Annotated in this window: 1 protein-coding gene; it reads left to right on the forward strand. The window is 70.9% G+C overall.

The features are described 5' to 3' along the window. Window positions 1–1,131: beta strand repeat-containing protein (locus FBZ87_RS29445; RefSeq protein ID WP_425465748.1), on the forward strand; the 1,131-nt coding region annotated here is incomplete at both ends.

Raw genomic sequence — 1,131 nt, forward strand, 5'->3', positions numbered from 1 at the left:
GAGGGGAGCATCGGCAATCTCTCCAACAGCGGGACGATCCAGGGCCCGACCGCGCTGCGCCTGGGCAGCAGCGGCACCATCGGCACCGTCACCAACAGCGGCACCATCGCCGGTTCCATCCTGAACGGCGCGTCCACGGCCCTGACCATTGGCGGCGGTGCCGGCACGGTGGTGGGCGTGCTGACGGGGGTCAGCGGCAGCGTCGGCGGCGCCGACAAGGGCCGGATCACCAGCACGGGCGCCGACCTGGTGTTCAACAGCGGCAACCTGCTGCTGAACGACGACATCACCGCCACCGGCCGCACGGTGGTCAACAGCGGCGCCTCGCTGCGCCTGTCCAACAGCGTCATCGTCACGGGCAATTACGCGCAGGGCGCCACCGGTACCCTGGTGCTGGGCAGCGGCGCGCTGCTGTCCGTGACCGGTGCGGCCACCGTCACCGCGGGCACGGTCACGTCCAGCGGCTTCAACGCCACCGGCAACTACCTGGCGGGTGGCAGCAACGTCACCCTGGTGCAGGGCGGCGCCGGCTCGTCCTACAACACCACGGTGGTGGCGGGCGGCGGCATCACCGGCCTGGGCCTGACGGGCAGCGTGTCGGGCAACAACCTTCTGGCCGTGGTCGGCAACGACTATGTCGGCGCCTCGCTGGGCTCCATCGTCAACAGCGGTTCGTTGAGCTACAGCGGCGCCAGCACGGGCGCGGTCTACGTGGCCGGTACCGGCAGCCTGGGCACCCTGGTCAACAGCGGCACCATCGCCGGCTCCATCGCGGTGGAGGTGGCGTCGGGCGGCAGCCTGGGCCAGGTGGTCAACACCGGCACCATCAGCGGCAACCTGGTCAACCTGTCGACGAATGCGCTGGTCCTGTCGGGCGGCACAGTGGCGGGCACCTACACCGGCGGCACCATCACCAGCACCCTGGCCAACGTGACCCTGGCCTCGGGCGCCATGGTCCTGGGCGACGCGGTCAATGTCGGCGCCGGCACGCTGGTCAACGGTGGCGCCTCGGTGTCGCTCAACACCATCGTCAGCGTCACCGGCAACTACGGCCAGACGGGCGGGACGCTGAACGTGGGGGCCAACGCGCTGGTGGTCAGCGGGGCGGCGGTCATCACCGGCGGCACGGTG

Source organism: Nitrospirillum amazonense (assembly GCF_007828035.1).
Taxonomy (GTDB): domain Bacteria; phylum Pseudomonadota; class Alphaproteobacteria; order Azospirillales; family Azospirillaceae; genus Nitrospirillum; species Nitrospirillum amazonense.